Here is a 23,657-nt window from a genome sequence, read left to right as displayed (position 1 = left end):
AGTGTAGAATCGTCACCTATCGTAGAGGGACTTCGGTCCCGCAGTCGAGCCGAGCGGAAAGGAACGGGTGCGATGGACGCGGCACCTCCCAGCTTCCTCACGGTGCCGGAACGGCCCGCCAAGCCACGATCCGCCGGCATCACCCACGTGTTGGACAAAGGGTATTCCCTCGACCCGGTGCGGTCGGTGCTGAAGGCCTATTCCGGCTGGATCGACGTCTGGAAGCTGGGCTGGGGTACGGCGTACATCGAGCCCGCGCTCGCGCAGAAGATCCGCCTGCTCCGGGACCATCAGGTCAAGCCGTGCACCGGCGGTACGCTGCTCGAGATCGCCTGGCTCCAGGATCGGGTGGCGGAGTTCTTCGACTTCGCGACCTGGGCCGGCTTCGAGTGCGTCGAAGTGTCCAACGGCGCCACGGAGCTGCCGCTGACCGACAAGCGCGAGCTCATCCAGCTGGCGAGGTCGCTCGGGTTCGAGGTCTTCGCGGAGGTCGGCAGCAAGGATCCCCACGAGCTCGTCTCGGCGGTGGACTGGATCGCCGAGCTGCAGGGCGACCTGGACGCCGGCGCGACCTGGATCGTGGCGGAGGGACGAGAGAGCGGCACCGTCGGCCTGTATGACGCGGACGGCTCGGTCCGGGAGTCCCTGCTCGCCGGCCTGGCGTCTTCGGCCGCGGCCGGTCGGATCATCTACGAGGCTCCGCAGCGGTCGCAGCAGGCGCACCTCCTGCGCCGGCTCGGACCCGGGGTGAACCTCGGGAACGTCGCTCTCGAGGACGTGATGGGGCTGGAGACGCTCCGCCTCGGACTGCGCTCCGACACCATCGGGCTGGGGATCGAGATCGGGGAGCCGGCCCGTGCTCGCTGAGCCGGCACGTGCCGCCGACCGGGCTACGGATCCGCTGGCGCCGAACGTGGTGCCCTCGCGCTACCGCCAGGTAGCCGTGGCCTCGGTCCCGAGCCTCGACCCGGACTGGCTGACCGAGCACTTCACCGGCCGCGAGGTGTACTTCCGGACCCGGTTCGTCGTCGCTCGTCAGGGGGGCAGGGCGGCGCTGGTCGAGGTGGACCGGCTGCCGACGTCCGACCTGTTCACCAAAACTCGGTCCGCGCGAGTGCTCGCCGGGCCGGAGGACTGTGCCCTCGTCGTGGACGAGTCCCTCGATACCGCGGTGCCATCGCAGCTCGCCGCCGCGGCCGAGCGCACCGGCGCCCGGTGCGTCATCGTCGAAGGCCTGTACTCCCACGTGAGCTTCATCCTCAACCCCGCCCCGCTGCGGATCCGGCTGGTCGACGTCTATCCACCCGGCCCACCCAAACTGCTCGACCAGGTCCAGCGGGTGCTGAGCGCGGCGGAGGACCTGCCGCCTGTGGTCGTCGTCCCCGACATCGTCGACAGCCGTGACCTGCTCGCCGACCGGTACGACGAACAGCCGGCCGAACTGCTGATCCCGTGTCGGGGCTCCGGGATGGACTTCCCCGGCAGCAAGGTCTCCTTTCTGGACGAACGCCCGCCCGAGCGCGAGTGGACGCTGCTCGGGTGCGAACGGTCCAACCAGATCCATCGCTGGTTCTACGGCAGCACGCCCGACCGGGTCGACATCTGCCCCCGGCAGTGGCTGGCCGCGGAAGGCAATCCCACGCTCACCCGCTGCTGCCTGATCCAGGAGGGCATCGAGGCCGACGGGCCGGCCCGGTTGGTGCCGTGGGGCGCCTCCCTGGCCGAGGTACGGGCCGCGATCGAGCTCCTGGTCGAAACGTCGGAGGTGACGTGGACGCACATCTGATCGACTCCGAGATCTTCGGCCACCAATGGAGCACGCCGGAGAGCCACGCGATCTTCGCCGAGCCGTCCCGGGTCAGGCGCTGGCTCGAGGTGGTCATCGCGCTGGCGGAGGCCCAGGCCGAGGTCGGGATCATTCCGGCCGGCTCCGCCGCCGCCATCGCGGGACTGCGCGACCGTGAGCTGGACGTCGCCGCGATCGGCGAGAGCACGCGCGCCACGTCGCACTCGACCCTGGGGATGATCCAGGTACTGCGCGCCATGCTGCCGGCTGACGCCGCCGAACACGTCTACTACGGCACGACCGTCCAGGACATCTCCGACACCGCTCAGGTGCTGGAGGTCGGCGCTGTGGCGGACCTGCTCTGGCGGGACCTGTGGGCGATCGAGGCGGAGCTGCTCGTCCTGGCCAAGACGCATCGCGAGACGGCGATGGTGGGGCGTACGCACGGTCAGCCGGGCGCGCCGATCACCTTCGGATTCAAGGCGGCGACCTGGGCGGACGAGACCGGACGCAACCTCGAACGCCTCCGCGCGGGCCGCGACCGCTGGCTGGTCGGGCAGCTCGGCGGCGCCGTCGGCGTACTGGGTTTCTTCGGCTCGAGCGCCGTGCCCCTGCGTACGGCGTACTGCCGGCGGCTGGGGCTCGCCGAACCGGCCATCTCCTGGTTGACCACGCGGGACCGGCTGGCCGAGTTCGCGCAGGTGATGGCGAGCCTGACGACGTCGGCGGCGCGCATCGCGAACGAGGTCTACGTGCTGGCGCGGGCAGAGCTCGGCGAGCTCCGCGAGCCAACTTCGGCGGCCACGGTCGGCAGCATCTCCATGCCCCACAAGCGCAATCCCGAGGTGAGTGAGCAGGTCGTCACCCTGGCGCGGCTGGTCCGGTCCCTGTCCGGCGTCCTCAACGACACCATGCTCGGCGAGCATGAGCGCGACGGCCGATCGTGGAAGACGGAATGGGCCGTGCTGCCGGAGCTGTGCCATTACGCCCTGGCCGCGACCGGGATGACGCGTTCGCTGATCAGTTCTCTCGAGGTCGACCCGACGAGGATGCGCGCCAACCTCGAGGCGACCGGATCGGCCACGTCGGAGCGCCTGTTGAGCGCGATGTCCGAACGGCTCGGCAAGCACCATGCGCAGGCGACCCTGCACCAGGCCTACCGCGAGGCAAGCGAGTCCGGCCGAACCCTGAAGGCGGTGCTCGAGGGCCAGGTCGAGGCCGACGAGCTCGCTGAGCTGGACCGTGTGCACACCGGGGCGGCCGCCGCGATGGCTGACGAAGTGATCGCCCGTGCCCGCCGTCGGCGCGAGAAAGAAGGCCCATCATGGCGCTAGACCACCTCCCACGGGTACAGCTCGGGCTGTTCCCCACTCCGATGCAGCACGTCGCCGACCTCGCTCCAGGCCTGCACCACCTGCTCCTCAAACGAGACGACCTCACCGGTTTCGCGTGGGGCGGTAACAAGGTCCGGACCGTTGAGTTCGTGCTCGCGGACGCCCTGGAGCGCGGAGCGGACACGCTCGTAGTCGCCGGTGGACCGGGCTCCAACTTCGCCGCCCTGCTGGCCGTTGCTGCCGCGGCAACGGGACTGGCGGTCAGGCAGGTCTCGTACGGCTCACCGCGTGGCGCCGCGGCACTCGCGGTGTCGAGAAGGGCCGGCGCGGAGGTGTTCTTCACCGGCTCCGACGACCGCCAGAGCATGGAGGTCGGCGCCCGCGAGGTCGCCGAACGTCTGGGCGCCGAGGGAGCTCGCCCGTACTTCGTACCCCGTGGCGGAGCCTCGCCGGTAGGCGCCTGCGGCTTCGCCGCGGCGGCGGCCGAGCTGGTCTCACAACTCGCCGAGCGCGACCTCCCCCGGGCCACGGTCGTCCTCCCCGTCGGGTCAGGCGGCAGCATCGCCGGGCTGCTCGCGGGCCTCGGCGTCAACGGTCACGCCGACCAGGTCGACATCGTCGGAGTCTCGGTCTCCCGTTCGCCGAGTGAGGTCGAGCCCTGCATCGCCGCCTGCGCCGTCGAGACCGCACGGCTGCTCGGCGGCAGCGGACCGTCGACCCGCTGGCGGCTGGTCGACGGCAGGGCCGGCGGTACCGGCCCGGTGGCCGATCGGCTCGTCCGGGAGGCACTCCGGCACAGCGGCCTCGTCGCAGACCCGGTCTACAACGCGAAGGCACTCGTGTGGCTGGCCGACCATCGCGCCGAGTTGCGCGAGCCGACCGTCTACTGGAGCACCGGTGGCGCACTCGCAGCCGCCGACACACTCATCACGACGTTCGCCGAGGCTGGGATTGGATCCGGGGCCGTCGGCGCGGAGGCAAACACATGACAGCGGTCAACACCGGGCGCCGGGTCGAGGGCCCGTCCAAGGATCGCCCGGCCCAGCAGCTCATCGACGCTGGATTCGCCTGGGAGATCGCGGACGCCCCGCTGCTCCACCACGGCCTCAACCTCGCCGACATCGCTCACGTGCTCGATCTGCGCCACCGCCGGATCATCCCGGAGCGTGCGGCTGCCGCTTTGCTCGGCGTACTCCTGGAGGCGTATCGGACCAGGCCCGAGGACTTCCCGTACGACGCGGCGCACGGCGAGCCCTACAACTCGCGCGAGCGGCACTTCGTCGCCACGATCGGTGACGACGCCGGCTGGTTGCACGCCGGCCGGCCGCGGCGCGAGGCGGCGCGGGTCGCGCTGCGCATCCTGCTCCGCGGGCTAACCGCCGAGCTCGCCGCGGGCGCCGCCGAGTTCGCGGCCACCTCTTCTCGGACGGCAGCGCGGTACCGCGAGGTCTTCATGCCGGACCAGACCTATCTCCAGCAGGCGCAGCCGTCGACGTTCGGCCACTACCTGCTCGGTTTCGTGCCCCCGGCGATCCGGGACTGTGAGCGGTTGGTGTCAGCACTCGCACAGCTGAACAGCAGCCCCGGCGGCGCGGGATGCGTCAACGGCAGCCGGTTGCTCGACGACCGCCGGGTGATCGCGGACCTGCTGGGCTTCGACGATGTCATCACCCACACCCGCGACGCGATGTGGCAGACCGACACCTTCATCGATGTGCTGGCCACCGGTGTCAGTCTGCTGTCCAACCAGTCGAAGCTCGCGGAGGATCTCGAGATCTGGTCCAGCCAGGAGTTCGACTACGTCGACCTGGCCGGACCGTACACGCGCGCCTCGGTCCTGATGCCGCAGAAGCGCAACCCCTACGCGCTGTCGATCGTCCGCGGCGCCGGAGGAGTTCTGATCGGACGGCTCACCGGCTTCCTGGCCGTGGTGAAGAGCCCCTCCGCCCGCAGCGACAACCTGATCTTCGCGTACGGCGAGATTCCCCGGGCGGTCGAGTTCGCCACCCGGATCACCGCCCTGATGGAGGGGGTGGTCGACACGCTGACGGTCAACGAGACTCGCATGTGGGAACGGCTGGAAGAGGGCTACACGCAGGCCACGGACCTGGCGGAGTTCGTCATGCTCCGCTGCGGGGTCGACTACCGGGCGGCGTACCTGATCGTCGGGGAGGTGGTGGGCGCCGCGAGCAGGCGGGGGATCCGGGGCGTGGACATCAGCCCGGAGGATCTCGACGTCGCAGCCCAGCGCGTGATCGGGCGATCGCTGGAACTGGAAGCCGAGGAGGTCAAGGCCGTCCTCGACCCCCGCGCCATCGTCGCGACGCGGAGCGCCCTCGGTGGGGCCGCACCCGAGGCGGTCGATGCCATGACCGAGGAGTACCTCGCGAAGGCCGTAGACCTGGGCTACCGGGCGAAGCGCGAGCTCGAGAAGTACGCGGCGGCGGAGGCGCGGCTGATCGCCGAGGCCGAGCAGGTCGCGGGGGACCAGCATCGCTGACAGGTGCCGGACGGCTGTTGTGCGGCCGGCAAACGGCCGTGCAACGGCTGTGCAACGGCGGCGGCCACCATCCGTTCATGGAGACGTTCAGCGTTGAATCCGACCGTTGCGGCTGCCGCTTCGAGCAGCACGCGCCCGCCCACCACCGCCGCCTGGTCTCGCTCGAGCGAGAGCCGATGACCGCCCTGGTCGAGCTGATCGAGATGGCCGCGACCTGGGACGAGATCGAGTACGGCGAGACTGAGCCGGTGATCCCTCCCAACGAGTGGATCGCCTTCGCCGAGGACCACGCTTGGATGGACGGCGATCGTGTCTTCGACGCCCTGGTGGCGTTGGCATCCGTGGCGTTCCCTGCGCGTTCCCGGCGGCTGGCGGCGGTGACTCCGCTGCAGAAGACCGCAGCGGAGGCCGCACCGCGTGCCCTGGCGACGGTCTGACGGGCGGGTGACCCGATGACCGACGCGCCCCGCATCGCGATCAACGGCCTCGGCCGGATCGGACGAGCCTTCCTCCGCGCCATCCTCGCCCGCGATTCGGCGGTCGACGTCGTCGCGGTCCACGACCTGACGCCCGCTTCGACGCTGGCCTACCTGCTGGAGTACGACTCGGTGCACGGCAGGCTGGGCGTGCCCATCGAGGTGGCCGGCGACGAGCTGCGGGTGGGGGAGCGGCGGATCAAGGTACTGCGGTCGAACCATCCGGCGAACCTGCCGTGGTCCGCCCTCGAAGTCGACGTCGTCGCCGAGTGCAGCGGCCAGTACACCACCCGGGAACGCGCCGCGGGTCATCTGCTGGCCGGCGCCAAGCGGGTGATCATCTCGACGCCGACCGACTCGGCCGAGGTCACGATCTGCGTCGGGGTCAACGAGGCGGATCTCGACCCGGCCGTCCACCGGATCATCTCCAACGCCTCCTGCACGACCAACTGCGTGGCGCCGATGTTCGCCATCCTCGACGAGGCCTTCGGGGTCGACGGTGGCTGGGTCGACACCGTGCACGCGTTCACCAACGACCAGCAGCTCCTCGACTTGCCGCACCACGACCTCCGGCGCTCGCGGGCCGCGGGCCAGAACATCGTGCCGACGGGCACCGGCGCGGACCGCGCTCTGGCGCTGGTGCTCCCGCAGCTGAAGGACCGGGTTCACAGCGTCGCCGTGCGCGTTCCGGTTCCCGACGGGTCCCTGAGCAACGTGGTGGCCATGCTCCGTGAGCACGCCACCGCCGAGCAGGTGCGCGAGGCCTTCATCGAGGCCGCCCGCTCGGATCGCTGGTCCGGCATCGTCGGCGTCACCGACGTACCGCTGGTGTCGTCGGACATCCTCGGCGACCCGCGTTCCTGCGTGATCTCACTTCAGGACATCGAATCGCACGGTACCGCCGTGCGCCTGTTCGGCTGGTACGACAACGAGTGGGGTTACGCGAACCGGCTCCTCGACCTGGTCGAGATGGTGTCCGCCCGCAGCAACGTCAGGCCACCGGCGAGCGAGTTGGTTCCGCAGCCGGCTTTGATCGGCTCAGGCGCGGCGTTCGGGAAGTGACACCCAGACCACCTTGGCGGTGCGGCCGGACGGGTTGCGCCACGAGTGGCTCTCCTCCGAGCGGAAGTGGAGCGAGTCACCGGCGGTCAGCCGGAAGACCTGGCGGCCGACGGTGAGCTCCAACGTCCCCGACTGGACGTGCACCAGGGATTCGCCGGCCGGGTGCCGGTTGTCCTCGGCGGACCGGGCGCCGGCACCGATCTCGGTGACGCTCGCCGCGAGGTCGAAGGGGCCTGACTCCGCGGAGATGGATCCCACGACGACGTCGCCGTCGCCCTCCGTGCGGGTTCGGCGTTGCTTGGCCGGGGTGTAGACGACCGGCGAGTCGGGCGCCTCGACCTCGCCGATGAAGTGGGCCACCGGGACCTGGAAGGTGGCCGCGAGTTTCAGCAGCGTGGTGATGGTGGGCACCATCGTGCCCTGCTCCACCTTGTGGATCGCGGCCGGCGAGACGTCCGAGCGGTCCGAGAGCTGCTGCAGCGACAGGCCGTGTCGCGTGCGCAGCGATCGCAGCCGTGGGCCGATGCCGGACACCACCGCTGAGACCTCGGTCTCCGGCAGCGGCGCCGTGGCGAGCCGGTCGGCCGCCGCGTCGTCGCGGACGCCACCGGAGCTGGTGGCTGAGGGGGACATGCTCTCTCCTTCGTCGGGAACGCGCCGTTGAGTAGCCGACAGCCTATCTCTCTGATAGTTGACGCCCCGCTCTGTCTCACATAGTGTTTTGTCGTATCGGATAGGAGATGTTGCGCAGCGCAACCGGAGGAGGCGGCGGATGGACGGGATCCACGACATGGGTGGCACCCACGGCTGGGGCACGGTCGCCATCCAGCCGGACGAGCCGGTGTTCGAGGAGCAGTGGCACGCCCGGACCTTCGCCCTCGGGCTGGCATCGATGGGAGCCTCGGGGACCAACCTCGACGCGTTCCGGCACGCGCTCGAGCGGCTCCATCCGGTGGAGTACCTCGCCGACGGCTACTACGGAAGGTGGCTCGCGGCTGCTGAGCTGTTGCTGGTCGACAGCGGTGTGCTTGCGCCCGGCGCCGTCGAGGCCCGAGCCCGCCGCCTGGGTGGCGAGGATGTCGTCGAGCCCGTCGATGTCGAGGTGCGCAAGCCGTCGTACGAGCGGGGCGGGCCTGGTTCGCTGCGCCAGATCGACGACGAGCCCGGCTTCGAGGTGGGGCAGCAAGTGCGTGCCCGCGATCTCCGAAAGTCCGGCCACACGAGGATGCCGGCCTACGTCCGCGGACGGATCGGTGTGGTCGACGCCCGGCGGCCGGCGGCCGTCCTGCCTGACAGCACGGCTCACTTCACCGGGGAGGACGCGCAGCACGTCTACACCGTCCGCTTCGAGTCGACCGACCTCTGGGGCTCCGACGCCGAGGTCTCGACCGTCTACATCGACCTGTTCGAGAGCTACCTGGAGAAGACACTGTGACCGCCGATTCCCGCACTGCCGACCGGCCTCCCGCCGCGCTGCGCGCCGAGGCACTCGAGGCGCTGCTGACCGAGCGAGGCCTGGTCAAGACCGATGTCCTGGACGGGTTCATCAACCGTTACGTGAACGATGTCGGCCCGCTCAACGGAGCCAAGGTCGTCGCCAAGGCCTGGGTGGACCCGGACTACCGCGCCCGCCTGCTCGCCGACGGCACCGGCGCCATCAAGGAACTCGGTTTCGGCGGACCGCAGGGTGAGCACATCGTCGTGGTCGAGAACACCGACGAGGTTCACAACGTGGTGGTCTGCACGCTGTGTTCCTGCTACCCGTGGCCGGTGCTCGGACTGCCTCCGAACTGGTACAAGGATCCGGCCTACCGAGCCAGGGTCGTTCGGGAGCCGAGGGCGCTGCTCGCGGAGATGGGCCTGGTCGTCGAAGACGACGTCGAGATCAAGGTGTGGGACTCGAGTGCGGAGAACCGGTACTTCGTGCTGCCCCGTCGACCGGCCGGCACCGAGAACCTGTCCGAAGAGGAGCTGACCGCCCTGGTCAGCCGGGACGCCATGGTCGGCGTAGCCGACGTGAAGGTCGCCTCATGACAGGCGCCGAGGCTCTCGACGCCGTCGGCGCCACGGCGCTGCCGCGCGCGAACGGCGAACTGGTCTTCGACGAACCCTGGGAGAGCCGGGCGTTCGGCCTGGCGGCCGCACTCGCCGACCAGGGGCTGTTCTCGTGGCGGGACTTCCAGACCGGGTTGATCGCCGAGGTTGCCGCTGACGAGTCCGGGCCCGGCGAGTATCGCTACTACGACCGCTGGGTCGGCGCCCTCGAGTCACTGCTCTTCCAGCGGGGTGTCGTCTCGCCGGAAGACGTCGACGACCGTGCGGACGTCCTCTGCCATCGGCCGGCGGGCCATGACCACCGTGATGACGAGCATGGCGTCCATGACCACTGACGGTCGCGTCGCGGCCGGGCGGACCGTCACGGGCAAGTGGAGGTCCGGGTACCACTGCTCGGTGCGAGCAGGGTCGTTCACGATCGAGGTCGACGAGCCGGTGGGGGTCGGCGGGACCGATCTGGGGCCGCAACCGACCGATCTGTTCCTGGCGTCGGTCGCCTCCTGCTTCCTGATGGCACTCAGCCATGCGGCTCGCAAGCGGGAGATCGAGCTGTCCGACCTGTCGGTCGACGTGACCGGCGGCTACGACGGTCAGCGGTTCAGCGCGATCCACGTGCGGGCTCGCGTCGGTGTGCCCGAGGCCGAGCTGGACCAGCTGGTCCGCGCCGCCGAGCGCGTCTGCTACGTGACCAACACCTTGCGCGGCGGCGTCGAACTGACCACCGAGGCGATCGCCGTCGAGCATTGACCGGCGCGCCGGCTCTGTTTACTATCGGAAATAATCATTGAACTTACGACGTACTGCGGAGAGTGGGCGCTTCTCGTGAAGATTGTTGTGATTGGCGGCGGGGCCGCCGGACTCGGCGCCGCGGGCGCCGCGAAGGGGCAGGACCCGTCGGCGCAGGTGGTGGTGTACACCGAGTACGAGGACGTCGCCTACAGCCCGTGCGGCATCCCGTTCGTCCACGGCCGGGAGATCGAGTCCTTCGAGAAGCTGTTCCTCGCCACCAAGGAGCAGTACGTTGCCCAGGGCATCGACGTGCACTACGAGACCACCGTCGAGAGCATCGACACCAGGTCGAGGACGATCAAGGTCCGCGGTGAGGGCGAGGTCGGCTACGACAAGCTGGTGCTCGCCACCGGGTGGAACTACGACACCCCCGACATCCCGGGCACCGAGCTCGGCGGCATCTACCACGTCAAGAACATCCGGGCGGCGATGGAGTGGGACCGCCGGCTCGACGACGTTCGCTCGGCGGTCGTCGTCGAGTCCGGTCCGATCGCGATGGAGATGGTCTCCGCGCTGCGGCACCGCGACATCGAGGTGACCCTGGTCGACCCGGGTCCGTGGCCGATGGCCGATGTGATCGACCCCGACATCGTCGAGCCGGTCCGGAAGGACTGGGAGGAGGCCGGCGTGAGCCTGAAGTTCGGCGAACGTGTCACCGCCTTCCACGGCAGGGACACTCTCACGCACGTGAGCACGAGCTTCGGTGACGTGCCGGCGGAGATCGCCGTGATCGGCAGCCACAAGGTGCCGAACAGCGAGCTGGCGCAGTCGGCGGGGATCAAGCTCGGCAGCACGGGTGGCGTCGTCGTCGGCCCGGACCTTCGCAGCTCCGACCCGGACGTCTACGCCGCGGGCGACTGCGCCGAGATCCCGCACGGCGTGTCGAACGTCCCCCTCCAGGGCCTCTCTGGCAGCCACGCCTACGCACAGGGCAAGACCGCGGGCATCAACGCCGCCGGCGGGTCGCGCACGCACAATCCCGTCTACGTCCCGTGGGGGATGCTGGCCGGCTCCTGGATGATCGGTGGCGTCTCCTTCGGCGAGACCCTGGCGACGGCTCTCGGGCTGCCCTTCGTGACCGGCGTGGCCAACGGCATCACCCGGGCGCGCTACTACCCGGGCGTGAAGCCGATCACCGTCAAGCTGCTCGCCGATCCCACCACCCGGCGCCTGATCGGGGCGCAGATGGTCGGTGGCGAAGGGATCAAGGAGCGGGCGGACTTCCTCGGCATCGTGGCCAGGACGGGCATCACCGTCGACACGCTGGCCACGATGGAGAACGTCTACTCGCCGGCCATCGGGGCGTTGAACGAACCCATCGCCATGGCGGCGCAAGCGCTCGTGGCGAAGCTCTGAGGTGGCTGCCGTGACCTTCTCCCGATGGCTGCGGTCGAACTCCGAGCACGCGTTGCTGCGGGACGCGCAGCGCCGCATGGCCGCGAAGTACGACGCGAACCCGCCGGCCCGTCCGCATGACGTCAAGGATCGCTGGTGGCGCCAGGTCTTCGCGCCGGTCTACCGGCTGCTCCCCTGGGGCCTGCGGCGGGTGCTGATGCAACGGATCCCGGGCAGCCACCGCCAGGGGTGGCCGAAGCCGGAGTACATCTCGCCGAAGGACCAGTGAACCACCTGCCTCGCCCGGCCGGGCGAGGCAGGACAGCACCGCCGCATCATCCACACCACCAAGGAGTCAGCACATGCCGAAGACGGTCACCATCGAGCCGCCCAAGGAAGGCGACATCCTCTTCGACGTCGAAGAGAAGATCTTCCCCGACTACAAGGCAAACGAAGGCGACAAGGCGTACGTCTTCATGCACACTGTGCCCTTCGAGGGGTCCGTCGGCCTGGTGAACATGCTCACCGCGACCCGCCTGCAGCGCAAGGGTTTCGAGCTCACCTTCATCCTCTACGGCCCGGGCGTCCTGATGGCGTCCGCAGCCCGGGGGTACCCGGCGGTCGGGAACGAGGGCTTCCCGGGCAACCTCGGGTACAACAAGCAGCTGAGGACGCTCATCGACGAGGGCGCCAAGGTCTACGCCTGTCGCTTCGCGATGGGCGCGCTGTACGGCATGCGCGAGGACGACCTGATCAAGGGCGTCATCCCGTTCAACCCCCTGGACGTGCTCGACGCGAACATCCAGGCCTGGCGTGAGCGGGCCATCGTCTTCGCGACCTGGACGGTCTAGCCGCGACGACTCGGCCACAACGAACTGATGCCCCGCAGGCGACGCTGCGGGGCATCTTCGTGTCCGGTCCTGTCGCTCAGGTTCCGTTGTGCCGGCGGAACCAGGCCACCAGCGCGGGATCGTCGAGTCCGCCGGTGACGAGCGTCGCTCCGGACAGGTCGTCGTCGCGGGTGTAGGGGTTGTACGCCGCGACACAGCGCAGGCCGGCGGCCACGGCCGCCCGGACGCCGTTGGCGGAGTCTTCCACCGCGACGGTCCGGTCAGCCGGGCAGCCGGTCCGGCGGAGCACCTCGAGGTAGACCTCGGGGCTGGGCTTCAGCTCGGGCACTTCGGTGCCTGTGACAACGGTCTGGAACCGGGGCCCGAAGACGCGCTCGAGCAACGGTTCGACCCACGCGCGCGTGCCGGTGGTGGCCACGTGCACAGGGATCCCGGCGGCATCGAGCTCGTCGAGCAGGCGATACACCCCGGGCCGGGCTTGCACCCGTCCGTCGGCGATGAGGTCGCGCATGATCTCCGTCTTACGGGCGTGCAGCCCCTCAGCGAGACGCCGGGCTTCGGCGGGCGTCCGGCCGGTGCTCTCGAACCAGGACGCCAGGCGCCTCGCACCCCCGGCGATCGGGAGCAGCCCGCCGTACGTCGTGACGTCCCAGTGGTCGGGCAGCCCCGCCTCCGCGAACGCGGCGTTGAAGGCGACCCGGTGTCCGTCGCGCTCGCTGTCGACCAGAGTTCCGTCGACGTCGAAGACAACCGCGGCTAGTCGGGTCACGGCCGGTCGAGGTGTTCGTGGATCTTGGCCAGCACGGAGTCGACCGTGAAGCCGTGGTGAGCGAGGACCTCGGTCCCCGGGCCGCAGGTGCCGAACTCGTCGAGACCGATGGCGAGGTCCACGAGGCCGCGCCAGCCTGCCGTACTGCCGGCTTCGATGCTGATCGTGGTCGCCAGAGGGTCGGGCGAGTACTGCGACCTGTCCAGGACGGCCACCGTTCGGACGAAGTGGCCTTCCGCCGTCAGCCGGTCGCCGACTGCCGCGGCAAGCGACGCCTCCGACCCTGTTGCGACGATCTCGATGTTGGCAGGGTGGTTGCCGGTCGACCCGGCCGAGAGCTGAGGCAGCGCCTGGCGGGACAGGATCAGGGCTGTCGGCCCGTCGGTCCGCTCAAGCGCCAGTCGCCACGCCTCGGCGGTCTGGGCGTCGTCGGCCGGCCGCAGCACCTGAAGTCCGGGAATCAGCCGCAGGGACTCGAGGTGCTCGACCGGCTGGTGGGTCGGTCCGTCCTCGCCGACCGCGATGGAGTCGTGGGTGAGCACGTGGACGACGGGTTGCCGCATCAGCGCCGCCAGCCGCAGAGCCGGGCGCAAGTAGTCGGCGAACACCAGGAACGTGCTGCCGTAGACGCGGAACCCACCGTGCAGGCTGATCCCGTTCATGATCGCCGCCATCGCGAACTCCCTGATGCCAAAGGCAATGCTGGAGCCCTGGTAGTCGGCCCGGGTGACGATGGCGCCGCCGATCGCAGTACCTGTCGAACCGGACAGATCCGCCGACCCGCCTACGAGTTCTGGCATCAGGCGGGTCAGCTCGGTCAAGCAAGCCTGGGACGACTGACGGGTGGCGCGGGGCGCATCGCCGACCACCTGTGCGAGCGCATCACCCAGGCCGTCCGGCAGTGTCCGGTCACCCGCACGGCGGATCTCCGCCGCGCGCTCCGGTGCACCGGCCTCCAACGCGAAGTACGCCGCCCGCCAGTCGGCGTGCTCCTGGGCGCTGGCCGCGGCCAGCGCAGTACAGGTCGCGCGGACCTCCTCCGGTACTGCGAACGGGGGATACTCCCAGCCCGCTTGCTGCATGGCCTGGGCCAGCACGGTTTCCCCGAGCGGCGACCCGTGGGCCTTCGGGGTACCTTCCACGCCGGGGGCGCCGTGGCCGATGACGGTCGTCACCGCGATGAAGCTGGGCCGCGGGTCCGCTTTCGCCCGGGAGATGGCGGCGTCGATCGCCTCGACGTCGGTGCCGTCCTCGATGGTCTGCGTGTGCCAGCCGTACGCCGCGAAACGGGCCGGCTGGTCGTCGCTGCAGGACCGGTCGACCGCGCCGTCGATGGTGATCGAATTGTCGTCCCACAAGACGATCAGCCGGCCCAGCCCCAGATGCCCGGCGAACGACGCGGCCTCGTGGCTGATGCCCTCCATCAGGCAGCCGTCGCCGACGATCGCGTACGTGTGGTGGTCGGTGATCTCCGGATGGCGCGCGTGGGTCATGCGCTCGGCGAGAGCCATGCCCACCGCCATGCCGAGGCCCTGACCGAGCGGTCCGGTCGTGCACTCGACGCCGGGAGTGTGCCCGAACTCGGGGTGGCCGGGGGTGCACGAGCCCAGCTGACGGAACCTGCGCAGCTCCTCCGCGGGGAGGTCGTAGCCGAAGATGTGCAGCAGCCCGTACAGAAGGGCCGAGCCGTGGCCGGCCGAGAGCACGAAACGGTCGCGATCGGCCCAGTCCGGGGCGGAGGGATCGTGCCGCAGATGGCGGCTCCACAGGGCCCAGGCCATCGGTGCGGCACCCATCGGCATGCCTGGGTGTCCCGAGTTCGCCGCCTGCACCATGTCCGCGGCCAGGAAGCGCAACGTGTTCACGGCCAGCAGGTCGACCTCGACGGATGAGGTGGACTCGCGCTGCAGAACGTCGGTCATCAGGCTGCCTCTCCCTGGCACCGGCCGGCCGCGGCGGCGCGGAGCTGCCTGACAGCGGCCGGTTTGCCGTCCGGATGCGCGTAAAGCCATGAGCCGGAGATGAAGACGTCCGCGCCCGAGGCTGCCGCGCCGGAGATGGTCTCGGTGGTGATGCCACCGTCCACCTCGAGCTCGACCGGCAGGCCAGAGTCGTCGATCAGCCTGCGCAGCCGCGCGACCTTGCGTTCCACAGCAGGGATGTAGGCCTGTCCGCCGAACCCTGGGTTGACGGTCATTGCGAGTACCAGATCGGTCTCGCTCAGGACGTTCTCGACCACATCGGCAGGGGTGTGCGGATTCAGCGCGACACCGCTGCGCGCGCCGAGATCGCGGATCCGGCCGAGGGTGCGATGGAGGTGGGTGCACGTCTCCGCGTGCACGATGATCAGCTCACAGCCCGCCTCGACGTACCGCGGCAGCAGCTCGTCCGGGTTGATCACCATCAGATGTGCCTCGAACGGGACTTCGCTGTGCGGGCGGGCCGCCGCGATCACGTCCGGCCCGAAGGTGAGGTTGGGCACGAAGGCGCCGTCCATCACGTCCCACTGGATCCGATCCACGCCGGCGTCGCAGAGCTCGCGAACCTCCTCGCCGAGGCGGGCGAAGTCCGCGGGCAACACCGAGGGCACGATGAGGGGCCGCCGGGGACGGGGGGACCTGGTCATGGGCAGAGGCCTTCCTGTCGGGTCCTCCAGCACACCTCGCCGCGCCGATCGCGCACTCACCCGAGTGGGTGGAGCAGTGGGTGAGATCCCCTGTGGACAAGGGGCGCACAGGGGTGGATGGCCCTACCCTTGCCTGTATGCCGGAACCCTCAGCGACGCCTCTGCGCCTTGTCCTGGTCGACGACCACGAGATGGTGCTGCACGGACTCGTCGCGATGCTCGGTCACTTCCCCGAGCAGGTCGCGATCGTGGGCCAGGCGACCACCGCGTCGGCGGCACTCACGATCGTGGCCGAGGAGCGACCCGAAGTGGTGCTGTGCGACGTGCGGATCGGGAAGGAGAGCGGCCTCGACCTCTGCCGCCAGATCACCACGCAGTACCCCGGAACCAAGGTAGTCCTGCTGACCGTCTACGACGACGAGCACTACCTCTACCAGGCGCTCCGGGTCGGTGCCTCCGGCTACATCCTCAAGCGGATCGACGGGCAGGAGCTGGTCGGCCATCTGCGCAGGGTCCGCGAGGGCGAGACCGTCATCGACCATGCGCTGGCGGGGCGGGTGGCTCTGTCGGCCGCGCGACTCAGCGCCGGGGAGTTCTGGCCGGGCGCGCACCTCGGGCTCACCCAGCGCGAGTCGGAGGTGCTGGAGTTGCTGGTCTCCGGCCACTCGAACAAGGGGGTCGCGAGCAAGCTGGTCGTCAGCGAGGACACCGTGAAGACGCACATCCGGGGTCTCTACCGCAAGCTCGGAGTCTCCGACCGCAGCGGAGCGATCGCCGTCGCATTGCGCGAGGGGTTGTTCCGGTGAATGCTGACGCGGGGTCGGTTCCGGGCGCGGAGGATCTCGCGCGGCTGCTCGACGCCGACGGGGTGCTGCTGTTCGCCAGCGACGGGCAGGACCTCACCGTCGCGGATATCTGGCCGGCGCATCCCGCGGCCGGCGCGCTGAGCCTGCCGGTCGGGTTCGGCGTCACCGGGCTCGTCGCCCGCAACGGCAAGCCTGTGCTGCTCGACACCGACTCCCCGCGCAACGTCCTGCACCGTCAACTGCTCGGGCTGGAGCCGCAGCGGACTGTCGCCCGTATGTGCCTGCCGCTGCCGGGCCTCGAGGATCGCATCGTCGGTGTCCTGGCCGCGCATCGCAGTCCTCGCAAGCCTTTCGGGTCCGCCGACCTCGCCGCGGCGGCGGAGTACACCGCTGTGCTCGGCCTCAGGCTGCACGCCGAGCAGCTGTGGCGGGCGGTCAACCGTCATCGCACGGAGCGGGACCGCCTGATCAAGCAGGCGATCTCGGCCCAGGAAGCCGAACGCAGGCGCATCGCCTTCGACCTGCACGACGGCGTCACCACAGCGCTGGCGTCCATGTCGTTCCATCTGTCCGCCGCCGATCTGACCGTTTCCGAGCTCGCGGCACGGGATCTTCTGGCTGGACCGCCGTCGCAAAAGGAGTTCGAGCGGGCGCGGGCGGAGCTGAAGAGCGCCGCGAAGCTGGCCGACCTGGCCTACGACCAGACGCGAGCCGCGATCTCCGGACTGCACAGCCTGGTCCTCGACGACCTCGGTCTCGTGGCGGCGATGGAGTCCCTGGTGCAGACGGCAGCGGGCGGCGACGACGGTCCGTCGATCGACCTGCTGGTGGATCCCGACGCGGACCTGGACGACATCGCCGACCACGCGGCCGCGGCGCTGTACCGGATCGCCCAGGAGGCCCTGGCCAACGCCGTCAAGCACGCCGAGGCCGACCGCGTCGTGCTCTCGCTGCGACGGGTCGGCGACTCGATCGTGCTCGGGTGTGCCGACGACGGCCTGGGCTTCGATCCCGCGGAACGCCGTACCGCCCGGGCCGGTGACGCCGACGGCGCGCAGCACTTCGGGCTCAGCTCCATCGCCGAGCGCTGCGCACTGATCGAGGCGTCCCTTCGGATCGAGTCCGTCCCCGGTCGCGGTACGACGCTGCTGGTCGAGCTCCCGCTCTGACCACGGTCACCGGGTCGTTCGCGCGGCCCGGCGGCAGTTGCCGAGCAGAACCTTCTGGGCAGCCTTCGCCTGGCCCGGGTCGCCGCCCCAGACACTGAGTGCTTCGCTGACCAGCGCGCGACCGAAGGAGAAAGTCACCGGCCACGGGCGTTCCGGCACGGCCTTCGTCTCATCGAGGAACGCGCACGCGTCTTTCGTCGGGTGCCCTCCCGACAGGAAGGCGATCCCCGCCACGTCGGCCGGAACCTCGTCGCGGAGGACGTCGAAGGTCGCCGCGGCGACCGTGGGCGCGGTCGCGCCCGGCGCCGTGAGGCCTGGTGTCACGAAGTTCGGCTTGAGCACGATGCCGGACAGCTCGACGCCGGCCTGCGCGAGCTCGTCGAACAGCGCGTTCAGGGCCAGGCGCGACGCCCGGGCAGACTCGCCGAGGGAATGGCCGCCGGTGCAGAGCACCTCGGGTTCGACGATCGGGACGATGCCGTGTGCCTGGCACGAGGCCGCATAGCGGGCGAGTGCGTGACCGTTGACCCGAGCGGTGTACGGCGTGATCGTGGCGACGTCGAAGACCGCCCGCCACTTCGCGAAGGCCGCGCCGCGTTCGGCGTATGACGCGAGCCGGTCGTCGAGACCGTCGAGTCCCTCGGTGACGAGGGCGCCGTCGCGGCCGGGCAGTTCCCTGGTACCGGTATCGACCTTGATGCCGGGAAGGATGTCCAGCTCTCGCGCGGCCAGCGGGAAGGGCCGGTCGTCACTGAGCGACTGCCCGAACGTCTCGTCGCACCAGATGACCCCACTGACCGTTTCCGACAGGCCTTCGGCGGTGACGAGGAGCTCGCGGTAGTCCCGACGCGCGGTCACGCTCGGCGGGATGCCTTCGTTGTCGAGGCGGGCCGACATGGTCCTGATGGATTCGTCGGCCGCGAGGATGCCACGGCCGGCCTGAGTCAACCGGCGGGCGGTGTCGGAAAGTGTCGCGAGGTCAGCTGGCAGCGTTGTGGTCATGGTGAGCAGCATCCGACCGTACTGCGTGCCGCCGCCTCACCCCGTCGGGCGATGCCGGGTGTGAAACGCAGCCGCCCCCACCAGCTCCGGGTCGCACACGTGCCGCAGGAACAGCCGGGTCGCCGCTGTCGGTTCGGCAGTCGTGCACAGATGCCAAGGACGATCCACGGGAGTGCCCTGTACGGCGTACTGCGCGAGCTGGCCGGCGTCCAGCTGCTCCCGGACGGCCTCCTCGTGCACCAGCGTGACGCCGAGTCCCTGGCGCGCGGAGGCGACCGCGGCTCCCGACGTACCCAGCGTGAGGAGCGGAGGTGAGGCCTGCAGGCGGGTCAGCAGCGACAGCGTCGTGTCCCGGGTGCCCGACCCCTGTCCGGTGAGCAGCCACGTCTTCGTGAGTGGATCCGCACGAAGGCCGGGGCGACCTACGAGCACGAGCTGGTTCGCCCGCCGCGCCCTGGTCAGCAGCCCCGAACCACGGGGTGGACGCCCGGCCAGCACCACGTCCACGGCGTGGTCGACAGCGAGCGAGAACAGCTCGTCCCGGGGCAGGACGGACAGCGACAGCTCGACGTGGGGATGCTCCTCGGCGAACGAGGCGATGAGCGGTGGCAGCACGTACTCGCTCGCCGTCGCCACCGTGCCGACCCTCAGCCGCCCCCGCCCGGCCTCGCGCACGGCGCCGGCCGCCTCGGTGAGCAGACCGAGGAGCTTGCGGACGTACGACGCGAACGTCTCGCCCGAGTCGGTCGGGACGATGCCGCGGCCGGCCTTGCTGAACAGGGTCGTCCCCAGCGCGGACTCCAACGCCGCGATCGCCGCGGACACCGCGGGTGGCGTCACATGCAGCGTTTCCGCGGCCGCTCGCACGCTGCCTGCGTCGTAGACCGCCAGGAAGGTCTGGAGACGTCCCCAGGTGGCCGCGGCCGGCAGGTCCGTGCTTCCGGCGAGCTTCATAGTTCACCGATACCTTATCTATAGCAAGTAAAGATTCAATTGTAGGTGATGCGTCAGGCCACCCAGACTGGACCCACGGCAGGTTGACGAGACCGAGAGGGAAGAGCCGATGACGATCATCGAGGACGGCGCGAAGACCAAGGAACGCTGGGATCCGGGCGTGCAGAGCTATGCCGGGATGGGTTACTGGAATCCCGACTACATTCCGAAGGACACCGACGTACTCGCGGTCTTCCGGGTGGCGCCCCAGGACGGCGTGGAGCCGATCGAGGCGGCGGCCGCGGTCGCCGGCGAGTCGTCGACCGCGACGTGGACCGTCGTCTGGACCGACCGGCTCACCGCGAACTCCCACTACCAGGCCAAGGCGTACCGCGTCGAGGAGGTGCCGGGACGGCCGGGTGAGTACTTCGCCTACGTCGCCTACGACATCGACCTGTTCGAGGAGGGGTCGATCGCGAACCTCACCTCGTCGATCATCGGCAACGTCTTCGGGTTCAAGCCGCTGAAGGCGCTGCGGCTGGAGGACCTGCGGATCCCGGTCGCGTACGCCAAGACGTTCCAGGGTCCCGCGCACGGGATCGTGATGGAGCGCGAACTGCTGAACAAGTACGGCCGCCCGTTGCTGGGCGCAACGATCAAGCCCAAGCTCGGCCTGTCCGCCCGCAACTACGGACGCGTCGTGTACGAGGCCTGCCGGGGCGGCCTGGACTTCACCAAGGACGACGAGAACATCAACTCCCAGCCGTTCATGCGCTGGCGCGACCGCTTCCTCTACTGCATGGAGGGGGTGAACAAGGCGATGGCGGAGACCGGCGAGATCAAGGGCCACTACCTCAACGTCACCGCCGGCACGATGGAGGAGATGTACCGTCGCGCCGAGTTCGCCAAGGAACTGGGCAGCGTCGTCGTGATGATCGACCTGACGATCGGCTACACCGCGATCCAGTCGATGGCGCACTGGGCCCGGGAGAACAGCATGCTGCTGCACCTGCACCGAGCCGGCCACTCGACGTACACGCGGCAGAAGTCGCATGGCGTCAGCTTCCGGGTGATCGCGAAGTGGTGCCGCCTGATGGGGGTCGACCACATCCATGCCGGCACGGTGGTGGGCAAGCTCGAGGGGGACCCGGCGACGACCCGGGGCTACTACGACACGCTGCGCGAGAACCACGTGCCGGCGAACCCGGAGAACGGGATCTTCTTCGACCAGGACTGGATCTCGATGCCCGGTGTGATGCCGGTGGCGTCGGGTGGCATCCACGCGGGTCAGATGCACCAGTTGCTCGACCTCTTCTCCGACGACGTCATCCTGCAGTTCGGCGGCGGCACGATCGGCCACCCGTACGGCATCGCGGCCGGGGCGGAGGCGAACCGCGTCGCGCTCGAGGCGATGGTCAAGGCGCGCAACGAGGGACGCGATCTGCTGCGCGAGGGACCAGACGTACTGCGGAACGCGGCGAAGACCTGCGCACCCCTGGAGGCGGCCCTGTCCACCTGGGGCAACGTCACCTTCGACTACACCAGCACCGACGCGCCCGACGTCGTACCGACCGCACTGCCCTCCGCCTGACCCGAGCCACCGACAGGAGCACGCCATGAAACTCCGCCACGGAACCTTCTCCTACCTGCCGGACCTCACCGACGAGGAGATCGCCGCGCAGGTTCGCTACGCCCTGCAGCGCGGCTGGCCCGTCTCGGTCGAGCACACCGACGACCCGCATCCACGCAACGTCTACTGGGAGATGTGGGGTCTGCCGATGTTCGACCTCGTCGAACCGGACGGGGTGCTTGCCCAGATCAACGAGTGCCGGGCCACCTTCCCGAACCACTACGTGCGCGTGCTCGCGTACGACGCGAGCCTCGGCCGGCAGACCACCGCCATGCAGTTCCTGGTCCAGAGCCCGGCCGAGGAGCCGGGCTTCCTCCTCACCCGGATCGAGGGCGTGGACCGGACCCAGCAGTACGCCGTCACGTCGTACGCCACGAGCCGTCCCGCCGGGGCGCGGTATGTGAGCGGATGACCGTCATGGACACGCCCAAGGGGTTCGGCTATCCCCGTCCGTCCGCCACCGGCCCGGCTGTAGCTGAGCCCGAGGAGGAGTCGGCGGAATCGGTCACCCTCGCCGACGACGCGGAGCTCGACCTGTCCGCGGACGAGGCCGCCGCCCGCGTCGAGCAGACCCTGGCCTCGCTCGACGCGGAGCTGGTCGGCCTCGCGCCGGTCAAGCGCCGGGTCCGCGAGATCGCCTCGCTGCTGCAGGTGGACCGCGCACGTCGCCAGTTCGGGCTGACCTCGTCGCGGCCCACTCTGCACATGAGCTTCACGGGTGGGCCGGGTACCGGCAAGACCACGGTCGCGCTGCGGATGGCGGCGATCCTCCATGCGCTGGGCTACATCCGTGCGCCGCGCGTGCACACTGTCACCCGCGACGACCTGGTCGGCCAGTTCATCGGCCACACGGCACCGAAGACCAAGGAGGCGATCGCCCGCGCCGCCGGGGGAGTGCTGTTCATCGACGAGGCCTACTACCTCTTCCGTCCCGAGAACGAGCGGGACTACGGGCAGGAGGTCATCGAGATCCTGCTCACCGAGATGGAGAACGAGCGGGGTGACCTGGTGGTGATCTTCGCGGGCTATCCCGACCGGATGGCGACGTTCTTCTCGGCGAACCCGGGGCTCAGCTCCCGGGTGCCTCATCACATCGCGTTCGACGACTACAGCTACCCGGAGCTCCTGCAGATCGCCGGCCTGATGGTGGCGTCGGAGAACTTCCGCTTCGACGAGGCGGCCCACCAGGCCTTCTCCGAGTACCTGAGCCGGCGGATGGAGCAGCCTCGGTTCTCCAACGCCCGGAGCGTGCGCAACGCGATCGAGCGGTCACGCCTGCGGCAGGCTCGCCGGCTGGTCGAGCTGCGGCGGCCGCTGCGCAAGGAGGATCTTGTGACGCTGACGGCCGACGACATCTACGGGAGCAGCGTGTTCCAGGACTCGGCCGACAAGAGCGGGTGAGGTCACCCGTCCCTCCAGTTCGTCCCAGACGGCGTCGAAGCGGGCGCAGATCAGCCTGGTCAGGTGCCCCGCAGGACCCGTCCGCGGGAGACACGGATGCGGACGGGTCGGCGCTGCCGCGACGGCCAGCGTGAAGTGGGTGCGCAGCCGCCTCTGGTCTGGGTGGCCGAGGTGCTGACTGAGCATCCCCACTAGGCGTCGCTCGGCGGCGAGGGTCTGGGTGAGCCTGCCGCGCACACCGCTCCAGACCGAGCTCCATGAATGGTGGACGGTCTGAGCGCCGCCGTACTGCTTCGCCTTCGCCCGGACCAGCACCCGCTCGAGCCGGCGGGACAGCCGGACGAAGTCGCGGACCTCGGCCCGCCCCAGGTGTCGCTTGACCGCAGGGAGCAGGACCCGCGTCGTCGCGGCCCCGTGACGGCTGGCCGCGGCGAGGAACCTGTCGGTGTTGTCGCGGATCTCGCCGGGTGTCGCCGCGGAGTGCCGGCGGCACTCCGCCCGCTGCAGCAGCCCCACCAGGGCCGCGTGTCGTTCCTCGACTTCACTCATCAGGATCTGCATCGGAGCACCTCCGGGTCGGGACGTGCTCTGAGTGTCCAGAGTGTTTTCACAATCGCACAAGGTTGAACTTGTCCTCACCCACCACCTCACCCCTCCGGTCGATCCCAGAACGGAGCAGGTGCCGTGGAATGACCGCGAACAAGGTGATCCCCGGACTTTCGGGGATGACGGCGGGTCCGGCAGGTCGACGCGAGGAGGGTGGCGTGCGCGGATTCGGCGATCTGGAGGCCGCTGTCATGGACCGGCTCTGGTCGCGTGACGATCCCGCCACCGTGCGGGAGGTTCTCGACGACCTGCGCCGTGTCCGCGAGCTCGCCTACACGACCGTCATGACGGTGATGGACAACCTGCATCGGAAGGGCTGGCTGAGCCGGCAGCTCGACGGCCGCGCGTATCGCTACCGGCCGGAGTCGACCAGGCCGGAGTACTGCGCCCGGCTGATGCGGCAGGCCCTCGACGGCAGTGGGGACAACACCAGAACCCTGCTGCGGTTCGTCGAACAGATGTCGCCGGCCGATGCCGAGGCGCTCCTGCGTGCGCTCCAGGAACACCCCAGCAGCCGGTTGAGGTGA

Annotated in this window: 26 protein-coding genes; 20 read left to right on the top strand and 6 right to left on the bottom strand. The window is 69.7% G+C overall.

Annotated features, from left to right (window positions below; translation table 11 throughout):
• Positions 1-72 precede the first annotated feature (72 nt).
• From ACFPJ1_RS08805 to ACFPJ1_RS08775, 7 genes are all read left to right on the top strand, one after another.
• Positions 73-867 carry a phosphosulfolactate synthase gene (locus ACFPJ1_RS08805; protein ID WP_380102787.1) on the top strand — a complete coding sequence of 265 codons (795 nt, stop codon included), beginning with the start codon at positions 73-75 and terminating at the stop codon, positions 865-867.
• Positions 857-1,786 (top strand): XcbA family protein, encoded by a 930-nt coding sequence (locus tag ACFPJ1_RS08800; protein WP_380102785.1) that lies wholly within the window; start codon positions 857-859, stop codon positions 1,784-1,786. Before ACFPJ1_RS08805 ends, ACFPJ1_RS08800 begins: the two co-directional genes overlap by 11 nt.
• On the top strand, positions 1,771-3,120 hold the full coding sequence (locus ACFPJ1_RS08795) for a class-II fumarase/aspartase family protein (protein WP_380102782.1): 1,350 nt from the start codon (positions 1,771-1,773) through the stop codon (positions 3,118-3,120). Before ACFPJ1_RS08800 ends, ACFPJ1_RS08795 begins: the two co-directional genes overlap by 16 nt.
• On the top strand, positions 3,111-4,109 hold the full coding sequence (locus tag ACFPJ1_RS08790; RefSeq protein ID WP_380102780.1) for a 1-aminocyclopropane-1-carboxylate deaminase/D-cysteine desulfhydrase: 999 nt from the start codon (positions 3,111-3,113) through the stop codon (positions 4,107-4,109). The genes ACFPJ1_RS08795 and ACFPJ1_RS08790 overlap by 10 nt, the downstream gene beginning before the upstream one ends.
• Complete coding sequence (locus tag ACFPJ1_RS08785; RefSeq protein WP_380102778.1) at positions 4,106-5,620, top strand: lyase family protein; 1,515 nt, start codon at positions 4,106-4,108, stop codon at positions 5,618-5,620. Before ACFPJ1_RS08790 ends, ACFPJ1_RS08785 begins: the two co-directional genes overlap by 4 nt.
• Before the next feature lie 77 nt (positions 5,621-5,697).
• The gene (locus ACFPJ1_RS08780) at positions 5,698-6,057 is read left to right on the top strand and encodes a hypothetical protein (RefSeq protein WP_380102776.1); all 360 of its coding nucleotides are present in this window, start codon (positions 5,698-5,700) and stop codon (positions 6,055-6,057) included.
• A gap of 15 nt (positions 6,058-6,072) precedes the next feature.
• Entirely contained in the window at positions 6,073-7,158 is a 1,086-nt protein-coding gene (locus ACFPJ1_RS08775) for a type I glyceraldehyde-3-phosphate dehydrogenase (RefSeq protein WP_380102774.1), read from the top strand.
• Here ACFPJ1_RS08775 and ACFPJ1_RS08770 read toward each other — a convergent pair.
• The gene (locus ACFPJ1_RS08770) at positions 7,135-7,791 is read right to left on the bottom strand and encodes a helix-turn-helix domain-containing protein (RefSeq protein WP_380102772.1); all 657 of its coding nucleotides are present in this window, start codon (positions 7,789-7,791) and stop codon (positions 7,135-7,137) included. The two genes, ACFPJ1_RS08775 and ACFPJ1_RS08770, sit on opposite strands and share 24 nt — an antisense overlap.
• Positions 7,792-7,930: 139 nt before the next feature.
• On the opposite strand from ACFPJ1_RS08770, the gene nthB reads away from it, so the two are divergent.
• The 7 genes from nthB to ACFPJ1_RS08735 all read left to right on the top strand — a co-directional run bounded on the left by nthB (position 7,931) and on the right by ACFPJ1_RS08735 (position 12,188).
• Positions 7,931-8,593: a nitrile hydratase subunit beta gene (gene nthB / locus ACFPJ1_RS08765; RefSeq protein WP_380102769.1), complete on the top strand. Its 663-nt coding sequence runs from the start codon at positions 7,931-7,933 to the stop codon at positions 8,591-8,593.
• Complete coding sequence (nthA, locus tag ACFPJ1_RS08760; RefSeq protein WP_380102767.1) at positions 8,590-9,192, top strand: nitrile hydratase subunit alpha; 603 nt, start codon at positions 8,590-8,592, stop codon at positions 9,190-9,192. Before nthB ends, nthA begins: the two co-directional genes overlap by 4 nt.
• On the top strand, positions 9,189-9,548 hold the full coding sequence (locus ACFPJ1_RS08755; RefSeq protein ID WP_380102765.1) for a nitrile hydratase accessory protein: 360 nt from the start codon (positions 9,189-9,191) through the stop codon (positions 9,546-9,548). The genes nthA and ACFPJ1_RS08755 overlap by 4 nt, the downstream gene beginning before the upstream one ends.
• On the top strand, positions 9,538-9,960 hold the full coding sequence (locus ACFPJ1_RS08750; RefSeq protein ID WP_380102764.1) for an OsmC family protein: 423 nt from the start codon (positions 9,538-9,540) through the stop codon (positions 9,958-9,960). The genes ACFPJ1_RS08755 and ACFPJ1_RS08750 overlap by 11 nt, the downstream gene beginning before the upstream one ends.
• Positions 9,961-10,035: 75 nt before the next feature.
• On the top strand, positions 10,036-11,358 hold the full coding sequence (locus ACFPJ1_RS08745; protein WP_380102762.1) for an FAD-dependent oxidoreductase: 1,323 nt from the start codon (positions 10,036-10,038) through the stop codon (positions 11,356-11,358).
• A gap of 10 nt (positions 11,359-11,368) precedes the next feature.
• Positions 11,369-11,626, top strand: coding sequence for a hypothetical protein (locus tag ACFPJ1_RS08740; RefSeq protein WP_380102760.1), 258 nt, complete (start codon positions 11,369-11,371; stop codon positions 11,624-11,626).
• Positions 11,627-11,699: 73 nt separating this feature from the next.
• Complete coding sequence (locus ACFPJ1_RS08735) at positions 11,700-12,188, top strand: MSMEG_0572/Sll0783 family nitrogen starvation response protein (RefSeq protein ID WP_132187467.1); 489 nt, start codon at positions 11,700-11,702, stop codon at positions 12,186-12,188.
• 76 nt (positions 12,189-12,264) lie between these two features.
• Here ACFPJ1_RS08735 and ACFPJ1_RS08730 read toward each other — a convergent pair whose 3' ends face one another.
• Genes ACFPJ1_RS08730 through rpe form a run of 3 tightly spaced genes read right to left on the bottom strand, consistent with a single transcriptional unit; the run spans position 12,265 to position 15,583 of the window.
• On the bottom strand, positions 12,265-12,957 hold the full coding sequence (locus ACFPJ1_RS08730; RefSeq protein ID WP_380102758.1) for an HAD-IA family hydrolase: 693 nt from the start codon (positions 12,955-12,957) through the stop codon (positions 12,265-12,267).
• Entirely contained in the window at positions 12,954-14,879 is a 1,926-nt protein-coding gene (gene tkt / locus ACFPJ1_RS08725; RefSeq protein ID WP_380102756.1) for a transketolase, read from the bottom strand. Before tkt ends, ACFPJ1_RS08730 begins: the two co-directional genes overlap by 4 nt.
• A complete protein-coding gene (gene rpe, locus ACFPJ1_RS08720) occupies positions 14,879-15,583 on the bottom strand; it encodes a ribulose-phosphate 3-epimerase (RefSeq protein ID WP_380102754.1) in 705 nt (234 codons plus the stop codon). Before rpe ends, tkt begins: the two co-directional genes overlap by 1 nt.
• Before the next feature lie 137 nt (positions 15,584-15,720).
• Between rpe and ACFPJ1_RS08715 the strand changes: the two genes are divergently transcribed.
• Together ACFPJ1_RS08715 and ACFPJ1_RS08710 are read left to right on the top strand one after the other, a co-directional pair.
• On the top strand, positions 15,721-16,389 hold the full coding sequence (locus ACFPJ1_RS08715) for a response regulator (protein WP_380102752.1): 669 nt from the start codon (positions 15,721-15,723) through the stop codon (positions 16,387-16,389).
• Positions 16,386-17,558: a GAF domain-containing sensor histidine kinase gene (locus ACFPJ1_RS08710; protein WP_380102750.1), complete on the top strand. Its 1,173-nt coding sequence runs from the start codon at positions 16,386-16,388 to the stop codon at positions 17,556-17,558. The genes ACFPJ1_RS08715 and ACFPJ1_RS08710 overlap by 4 nt, the downstream gene beginning before the upstream one ends.
• 6 nt (positions 17,559-17,564) lie before the next feature.
• Here ACFPJ1_RS08710 and ACFPJ1_RS08705 read toward each other — a convergent pair whose 3' ends face one another.
• Entirely contained in the window at positions 17,565-18,560 is a 996-nt protein-coding gene (locus tag ACFPJ1_RS08705) for a class I fructose-bisphosphate aldolase (RefSeq protein WP_380102748.1), read from the bottom strand.
• 36 nt (positions 18,561-18,596) lie between these two features.
• The gene (locus ACFPJ1_RS08700; RefSeq protein ID WP_380102746.1) at positions 18,597-19,514 is read right to left on the bottom strand and encodes a LysR family transcriptional regulator; all 918 of its coding nucleotides are present in this window, start codon (positions 19,512-19,514) and stop codon (positions 18,597-18,599) included.
• Between the two features lie 109 nt (positions 19,515-19,623).
• On the opposite strand from ACFPJ1_RS08700, the gene ACFPJ1_RS08695 reads away from it, so the two are divergent.
• The 4 genes from ACFPJ1_RS08695 to ACFPJ1_RS08680 all read left to right on the top strand — a co-directional run bounded on the left by ACFPJ1_RS08695 (position 19,624) and on the right by ACFPJ1_RS08680 (position 23,657).
• Positions 19,624-21,084: a form I ribulose bisphosphate carboxylase large subunit gene (locus ACFPJ1_RS08695; protein WP_380102744.1), complete on the top strand. Its 1,461-nt coding sequence runs from the start codon at positions 19,624-19,626 to the stop codon at positions 21,082-21,084.
• 25 nt (positions 21,085-21,109) lie between these two features.
• Positions 21,110-21,535 carry a ribulose bisphosphate carboxylase small subunit gene (locus ACFPJ1_RS08690; protein WP_380102743.1) on the top strand — a complete coding sequence of 142 codons (426 nt, stop codon included), beginning with the start codon at positions 21,110-21,112 and terminating at the stop codon, positions 21,533-21,535.
• A complete protein-coding gene (locus tag ACFPJ1_RS08685) occupies positions 21,532-22,524 on the top strand; it encodes an AAA family ATPase (protein WP_380102741.1) in 993 nt (330 codons plus the stop codon). The genes ACFPJ1_RS08690 and ACFPJ1_RS08685 overlap by 4 nt, the downstream gene beginning before the upstream one ends.
• 689 nt (positions 22,525-23,213) lie before the next feature.
• Positions 23,214-23,657 (top strand): BlaI/MecI/CopY family transcriptional regulator, encoded by a 444-nt coding sequence (locus ACFPJ1_RS08680; protein ID WP_380102739.1) that lies wholly within the window; start codon positions 23,214-23,216, stop codon positions 23,655-23,657.

Origin of the sequence: Kribbella qitaiheensis (assembly GCF_042657745.1) — a bacterium.
In the GTDB taxonomy this organism is placed as follows: domain Bacteria; phylum Actinomycetota; class Actinomycetes; order Propionibacteriales; family Kribbellaceae; genus Kribbella; species Kribbella qitaiheensis.
The sequence above is the reverse complement of the archived record's forward strand: the minus strand, read 5'-3'. Positions and strand labels throughout refer to the sequence as shown.